An 8446-nucleotide genomic window follows, 5' to 3' on the forward strand; every position below is an offset into this window, starting at 1 on the left:
AGCATCAGGTTTTAACCCCTCCCATTCTGGATGTAATCCCAGTAAATATTCAAACTCATCTAATGAGATATCCTCTGGCAACAGAGAAGCCAAAACCGAAGCGCGAGAGAAAGATAACGGCTTCCGAGAATACCAGCGATGTAGTCCTTTAAATGGATTGCCCCCATGTTCATAAGCCACCTGTTGATTTAACAGTTTCACTGGGATAATTCTCTCGATAAATAATCTATCTTTGTTCATGGTTATTTGTTGGTTGTTGTTTGTTGGTTTTTGGGTAGGGATTCTTTGTTTGTTGGGGAACGAGGAACGGTTACCAGGGAACGGGGAAATTTATAAGTGAAAAGTTAAAAGTTAAAAGTCGTAGGGGCTTTCTGGCCATATAGCCTGACGGATTATGCTTCGCAAGGACGCCCGTACAAAAGAAATATCACTATTTACTATTTACTATTTACTATTCATTATTCACTATTCACTATTTACTATTCACTATTCACTATTCACTCTCTCCCCCGCACGGTGAGCGAAGCCTGTCCTGAGCGCAGCCGAAGGGCCGAACCGCCGGTCCCCCGCACGGTGAGCGAAGCCGAACCGCCGCTCCCCAATTTACTGTAACTTTTCCAGTTTCGCCTTGGGATCGATATCACATTCAACCGTGGGCAATTCACAGAGTTCAGCCGCTTTCTGAAAATCACTCTCGGCGTTTTGGCGATGATTTAATTTCAATCTTGCCAGACCGCGATAATAATAAGCTGCCGCCAAATTAGGATTATATGTAATTGCCTGGGTATAATCAGCGATCGCATGATTGAGTTCTCCCAAGGTTTGATAAATTAAACCTCGGCCATAATAAGCATCATATTGAGACGAATTCAAGGCGATCGCCTGATTACAGTCTGCTAAAGATGCGGCTAGGGATTTTTTATCCCCAATCCCAATCAATGCCAGACAGCGATTTGCTAATGCATCCGCATAATTGGGATTAAGTTTAATAGCATAGGAACAGTCGGCGATCGCGGCGGAAAAATCAGACAAATATCGATAAGCTACACAGCGGTTAGCATAAGCCCCAGCATCTTGGGGATTCAATTTAATCGTCTGACTATAATCTGCGATCGACCCTGAATAATCTCCCATTTGAAAACGAATTCTCCCGCGACTATAATAGGCGGATTCATAGTTGGGTAATAATTTAATGGCTTGATTCAAATCTGCGATCGCCGCTTCATTTTTGCCATTTTTTGCCTTTTCCACCGCTTGATTATACAGTTTTTTAGCTTCTAAACTAACCAAATTTTCCCATAAAAAAACTGAAAAGCCTATCGTCAAACCCCCTGCCATAATCAAAATTAATTTGCCCGAAATTACCTGATTTTTTTTTACTCTACTTATAAAACTTTTTTCCAGAAATTTATGGCTATTTTTGCTATGAATAAAAAAATTTGTATCTGTAATTTTACTTGATAAATTATTTTTTTTATTCTCAAAATATTCATCAGCATCCTGTAAAGTAGAATCATCTGTTTCAAAATTATAATCTACATTTTTTTTGCCCAAATTACCTGATCTAAACCGATATTTAATTTTTTCTAAATCAGCTAAAACTTCTGTAGTAGATTGATAGCGTAAATGATAATCATCCAAAATCATTTTATCAATAACTTTGGTAAATTCTATGTCAACTTTTGCCAATTGTTTCCAGTGAAAAGAACCACTACTAACCTGATCCATATTTTTAATCATTGGCAGTTCGCGGGGGTGAACCCCAGTTAATGCTTGAATGGCAATCATCCCCACGGCATAAATATCGCTGTTGGGTTTTGGATTGCCTTGAAATTGCTCAAGGGGCATATAAGCAGGAGTACCCGTGGCCATTGTTCTAGTCTGAGATGAAGCATCCCCTTCATTGATTTCTTTAACCGCGCCAAAATCGATTAAAAATAACTGACCATCTGACTGTCGGCGGATAATATTCGAGGGTTTAATATCTCGGTGAATCACGCCATTACTGTGGATAAATGATAGGATTTCTAAGATTTCTTGGATTAAGTTGATCGTATTTAGATCACTCCATTTCCATCCCAAGGTTAACTCGCTAGTCAGAGGATAACCCGCAATATATTCTTCCACTAAATAAAATTGTTTATTTTCCTCAAAATATGCAAAAAGTTGAGGAATATGAGGGTGTTTTCCCAGTTTTTCTAAAATTTTAGCTTCTCGGCTAAATCGACGCTGGGCAGTTTTCAAATTTTTGCCTATTTTCGGAGTTGGCAAAAGTTGTTTCACCACACAAGTCGGGTTTCCTGGTAGACGAGTATCCACCGCTAAATAAGTGGTGCCAAAAGCCCCAGAGCCGATAAATTCAATAATGCGGTAGCGTTTAGCTAAAAATTGGCCGGAGGTCACTAGATTATCACTAAATAAATGAATATTACTTATTGTGGCACTGTTTTTATGGTTTATTTTGCTGCAATAAATTAATTTGATACTGAGCATCATGGTAGCAACCTGTTCTCCCCCGATCAAGACAAAGCTTGCCTGCTGTTTGGAAATCAGCGATCGCCCCAGCCGTATCTTTGAGTTGCACCCGAATCAGACCCCGTTTATAGTAAGCCAGGTCATAATCTTCTTTTAATCTGATTGCTTGAGTATAGTCTAACAGCGCTTCGGGATATTGGTTTAAATCGTAATACACCGTCCCACGATTACCATAAGCTACCGCATCATTCGGCGCTAATCTAATCGCTTGAGTGTAATCATCAATCGCCCCTTGAAAATCATTGGCCGCAGCACGAGCCATTCCTCGATTAGTATAAGCTTTTGCCCCGTTAGGTTCTAGAGCGATCGCCTGGGTACAATCGTTGATCGCCTCTGGATATTTTTGTAAATTCGTATAAGCCAGACAACGATTACTATAAGCTTCAGGATATTCGGCATTTAGTTGAATCGCCTGAGTACAATCTGCGATCGCCCGATCGTACTGCGCCAAATTCAAATAAGCCCCACAACGATTCACATAGATATCGGCATCATCGGGAGTAATTCTTAATGCTTCAGTATAATCCTCCATTGCCCCCTGATAATCTGCCAAAAAAAACCTAGCTCTACCGCGACTATAATAGGCTTGAGCATCATTCGGATTTAATCTAATCGCCTGAGTATAATCCGCGATCGCGCTTTGTTTGTTATCGGCGGCTGAATATGACAATCCCCGATTGGTAAAAGCTGTAGCATCTTCAGGATTCAACTGAATCACCTGAGTATAATCCGCGATCGCCGCTGGATAATTTTTCAGGCGATGATAAGCCAAACCTCTTTGATAATAAGCATCTGCATCCTGAGAATTATTCTCGATCGCCTTAGTATAATCATCAACTGCTGCCTTAAATTGATTTAATTTTAAATAAGCCAATCCCCGATTAAAATAAGCTGCTACATAATTGGGATCTTTTGCCAAAGCCGCCGTATAGTCTTCAACCGCTGCTTGATAATTACCCAGGTCTAATTGAGCATTGGCTCTTTGATAATAAGATTCTGCCGTAGGTTTCAGAGATATTGCTTGAGTAAATTGTTGAATCGCCGCCTGTCGATCCCCACTTGCGGCTCGTTCTTGGGCAATACTTTTTAACTCGGCAATCCGCTGATTCGTATAATTTTTCTTATATAGCCACCCAGCCCAGCCGCAGATAAAAATTAGCAGTCCTACGGCCATCATCATTTTTAGGCTTCTCACCTTTGACCCAGACATCTTCGATGAAATTGCCAAGTTTTCCGGTTGAGTTAAATCAATCGGACGTGGAGCCACCCGCGCCACCCCTTTTAATTGGGCAACTGGGGGGGGCGGTGGTGGCACGGGGATTGATCCGGGCTGAAGCTTTGATGGTGGTACTTTTAACTTTTTCAAAGCCGCCAAAACTTCCGGGGCTGACTGATACCGCTCCTCTGGATTTGAATGCACCATTTTATCCAGCATACTCACTACTTGGGGTCTGGCTTTGACCTGATCGTGCCATGCCAAAATTGGATTTTGGGGATTTTGATGATCCGATATCTGGATTAAATCTTTTCCCTGCAAGCCCGTCAGGGCTTGAATTGCAATTAAACCCAATCCGTAAATATCGCTACTGGTTGACTGACTTTGGCCAAATTCTAACACCAGTTGACTATCGATATTTTCAGAGTCATTCTCTGAAGATTCCCTATAAGTTTTTAGCAATTGAGTATTAATATCTTTATCTTGCACCAGCCCAAAATTAATCAACACCAATTTACCATCAGAACTCCGTCTAATTAAGTTCTCTGCCGTCACCTGGCGATGCACGATCCCATGTCCGTGAACAAAAATTAATATTTCCAAAATTTCCTGCAACAGTTTACATAGCTGGTCTTCGGGCATGGGTATCCCGTGGCCAATTTCATCCACCAGGGAATGACCTGTAATAAACTCTTCGACTAAATAAAATTCTTTGTTCTCTTGGAAAAACGCTAATAATTGGGGAATTTGGTTGTGTTTGCCAAGTCTTTCTAAAAATTCTACTTTTTTCTTTAAAATCAATTCGATAATTTCTATGGATTTACCCTGATTTCTGGGAAGAAGTAGTTGTTTGACAATGCATTTTGGTTCCCCAGGCCGATGAGTATCCACAGCCAAATAGGTTTGTCCCAAACCATTGGAACCTAATTTTTTCTCAATGCGATATCTTCTATCTAATAGTTGGCCAATCATTGCGGCACCCTGCGCTATGTTTGGTGGTGATGTTTATATTGTATTCAATTTGAGAATTTGATGCTGACCACGGCGGTCGGATTTACCATGAAAGTTGACCATTGGCAAACAGGGAAAAATATGTCCAGAATGTCCAGAGATTTTAGTCAAGGAGATACGATCGCCGCGATCGCCACAGCAATTGTCCCACAACAAGGGAGCATTGGCATAGTCCGATTATCTGGAACCGATGCTTTGGCGATCGCGAGGACTTTATTTCATGCTCCCGGATCTCAGCCCTGGGAAAGTCACCGCATCTTATACGGCTACATTTGCCATCCTCAAACGCAACAAGTGGTAGACGAAGCTCTGCTTCTGATCATGAAACCACCCCGGTCTTATACCCGCGAAGATGTGGTGGAATTTCACTGTCACGGTGGGATTATTCCCGTGCAACAAGTTTTGCAGCTTTGCCTAGAACAAGGAGCTAGACTGGCTAATCCTGGAGAGTTTAGTCTGCGAGCTTTTTTGAATGGACGCATTGACCTGACTCAAGCGGAAAGTATTGCTGATTTAGTCATGGCCCGTTCAGCGACTGCGGCTCAAACGGCACTGGCTGGTTTACAAGGTAAATTAACCCAACCGATCCGGCAACTCCGCGCCTGTTGCTTAGATATTCTGGCAGAAATTGAAGCCCGGATTGATTTTGAGGAGGATTTACCGCCGTTAAACGAGCCAGAAATTATCGCCAACATAGACAACATTTTGGCAGAAATGTCCAGAATATTGGCTACAGCGCATCAGGGAGAACTCTTGCGCTCTGGGTTAAAAGTGGCGATTGTCGGGCGACCAAATGTGGGCAAGTCCAGTTTATTAAATGCTTGGAGTCGGAGCGATCGCGCCATTGTCACGGATCTTCCAGGCACCACCCGCGATGTTGTGGAATCTCAACTGGTGGTTAAAGGCATTCCCGTGCAAGTTTTGGACACTGCGGGCATTCGCGAAACCTCAGACCAAGTAGAAAAAATTGGTGTCGAGCGATCGCGACGCGCTGCCCAAGCTGCGGATTTAGTGATTTTTACCATTGACGCCACCGCTGGTTGGACATCAGCCGATGCCGAAATTTATACCCAAGTTAAACATCGTCCTCTGATTATCGTCATCAATAAAATAGACTTAGTAGAAAAATTGCCCAGTTTGCCGGAGGGTATTCTTGATGCTAAGACTTCTGTAGAGGCGATCGGCACCTCCGCTACCCGGTTCGATCTTTTTTATGGGCAAGGTATCGAAGACTTAGAAAATGCCATATTAAAAGCCGTCAATCTGGGTGACATACAAGCCGCCAACTTAGAATTAACTATTAATCAACGGCAAGCCGCTGCCTTAACTCGCGCTTACACCGCCCTCAAACAAGTCCAATCAACCATTGCCGATAGTTTGCCCCTTGACTTCTGGACAATTGACCTACGCGGAGCCATTCAAGCATTAGGAGAAATCACTGGGGAAGAAGTCACCGAATCCGTGCTTGATCGAATATTTAGCCGCTTCTGTATTGGCAAATAGTGTTCAAAAAAACCCGGTTTTTCAAAAAAACCGGGTTTCTCTGCCAGCGGTTATTCGGCGCAATTAAGTTTGGGAGAGAAACCCGGTTTTTTCACCCTAGGCGATCGCCGCCATCATTTTGGCTTTAACAGGAATAGGTGAAGTCATAGCGCAGTTATAGCGCCGAATGATGTTTTACTTAGAAAGCGATCCATAGATAAATTTTAAGTCACATCTTCTATCTAACAGAATCACAGATAATTTGTATGTTAAATAAACATTAATTAAACTTCAATTAAGTATTAAATTTTGTTAATTATTTTTAATTAATGTCTGCCAATAAGTTTTTTAACTTTAAACAAAAAAACTGAAAATATATTAATTTTATTTATATTTTTCTGAAAAAAATTTAATCTTAATCATAGCCACTATAATTAATATCAATTAAATCATAATCGTCACCTTTAGGCCTATTTGAAACTGATAGCCACAGCCAAAAGAGTCCGTTACGGACTACAATCACTGCAACAGTTACAGTTGTGAACTGTCCCACAATTCTCAACATCCAAAACTCAACTGTTTTTAATATTAAAATTCAACGTAAAAAAAAGCCTATTCGCCTTTGAATAGACTTTGTGGTAAAATTTAAGGGTGATTTAAGGGTGAAGGGATTTAGCGCAATTTGCGGAGTTACTTCCCCTAATCTCTGATGATTTACTTATTGACCACTAGATCATTCTTTTGGAAAACTCCCTACACGCTCTACAGATTGACTATTGCCTAAACGTTCTACGGTCGCCGTTGTTGACACCATTGCCGCCAGGAGTTGATCGGGAACCACCGGAAAAGGCAATCGATGAATATCAGAATTAGGACCACAAGATATTTCTGCCGCCCCTTTCAAATCTTTTAGAGTAATATTTTCCAGCCCCAGGTCATCTAACGTTGCTGGCAAACCAATTTCCCCATAAAATTTCAAAAGCTGCTGTCTAGCAGTGGCAGCTAGTTGGTTGTTTTGCACCATTTCTTCCAGACGCAATTGCACCAAAATGCCGTAGGCTACTTTTTCTCCATGCAATGTGTGATGTTCTGGATCCACATGAGTTAAACCATTATGAACCGCATGAGCGCCGACGGTGCGACATTGAGCGCCCCCTAGTCCGCCGATCGCACCGGCCAGTAAAACAGTGGCGTCTACTACTTCCCGCCAGACTTCGCTCCCCGGTTGTTCCACGGCAGCGGCGGATTTTTGCAAAAGAATATCCCGAAGCACTCGCGCTTGTTGTACGGCAGCTACTAATAAAGTTTGCTCAGAATGACCGCTACTCACTGAGGCTTCATACCATTTAGCGATCGCATCCCCAATTCCGGCCACTAAAGTCCGTTTCGGCGCTGTAGCAATTAACTCGTAATCCAAAATCAGCAAATCAGGACAACCACCATCCAGAGGCACATCGTAAAGAAACGCCCCGCGATCGCTATATATATTAGACAAAGCCGTCCAAGCCGCACAGGTAGCCGCCGATGAGGGAATAGTCACCACAGGCAAATTACAACGGTGGGCAACCAGTTTCGCCATATCCAGAGATTTACCACCCCCAGTCCCAATAATGAAATCTGCTTGATGCCTCTCCACCGCTGCCATCAGCCTAGCAAGGCTGGCTTCGCTACAATCCGGGCGATAAGACCCTGGGTGAGTCACGATCTGCTGTGCGGCTAAGGCCGGTTGTAATCTTGAAAGGGTGACACTCAGAGAGGAATCTCCCCCGATAATTAAAGAATTTCTGCCGAACCTAGCCAAGATGTCTCCTACTTGTGCCAGAATCCCAAAGCCCCGCATCACTTGTTTGGGGGCTACAGTCAAAGTGGGCAGCGAAGCGAACTCGGCTGTAGTGCTAGGAAAGTTTTCAGAAGTTTTTTCACACATAATATTGGTTTTCCTGAATATCGTTCAATTGATTTGCCTACTGGCTTTCGATGTGGGGGGAAGATCCACAATCACTTCCTTTTTACTTTAGATCCCATAAAAGTAGAAGCGAGCGATCGGCCTCAAAAAAATATTTTCAGAAATATAAAATCCCAAAAAGCTTACCATACAAGGGTTTTGGGGGATAAAAAATTTTTTTTCAAAAAAAGTTGGTCAAAGGGGTTGACAAACCGATTTAGGTTTGTTAGATTAGTAAAGTGCCTGACGGACAAAAC

At 42.4% G+C, this 8446-nt stretch carries 5 protein-coding genes; 1 reads left to right on the forward strand and 4 read right to left on the reverse strand.

The annotated features are described in order from the left end of the window. From AM228_RS27925 to AM228_RS27935, 3 genes are all read right to left on the reverse strand, one after another. The coding region (locus AM228_RS27925; protein WP_156332126.1) for a DUF1156 domain-containing protein at positions 1–240 on the reverse strand (240 nt) is incomplete at its 3' end. Between the two features lie 363 nt (positions 241–603). Beyond that, positions 604–2403 (reverse strand): tetratricopeptide repeat protein, encoded by a 1800-nt coding sequence (locus AM228_RS27930; protein WP_197285442.1) that lies wholly within the window; start codon positions 2401–2403, stop codon positions 604–606. Positions 2404–2449: 46 nt separating this feature from the next. Continuing rightward, on the reverse strand, positions 2450–4723 hold the full coding sequence (locus AM228_RS27935) for a serine/threonine-protein kinase (RefSeq protein ID WP_054470243.1): 2274 nt from the start codon (positions 4721–4723) through the stop codon (positions 2450–2452). A 129-nt stretch (positions 4724–4852) separates the two neighbouring features. On the opposite strand from AM228_RS27935, the gene mnmE reads away from it, so the two are divergent. After that, positions 4853–6265 (forward strand): tRNA uridine-5-carboxymethylaminomethyl(34) synthesis GTPase MnmE, encoded by a 1413-nt coding sequence (gene mnmE / locus AM228_RS27940; protein WP_054470247.1) that lies wholly within the window; start codon positions 4853–4855, stop codon positions 6263–6265. A gap of 712 nt (positions 6266–6977) precedes the next feature. Here mnmE and AM228_RS27945 read toward each other — a convergent pair. Continuing rightward, positions 6978–8171, reverse strand: coding sequence for an iron-containing alcohol dehydrogenase family protein (locus tag AM228_RS27945; RefSeq protein WP_054470245.1), 1194 nt, complete (start codon positions 8169–8171; stop codon positions 6978–6980). Positions 8172–8446: the final 275 nt, after the last annotated feature.

This window comes from Planktothricoides sp. SR001 (assembly GCF_001276715.1).
Taxonomy (GTDB): domain Bacteria; phylum Cyanobacteriota; class Cyanobacteriia; order Cyanobacteriales; family Laspinemataceae; genus Planktothricoides; species Planktothricoides raciborskii.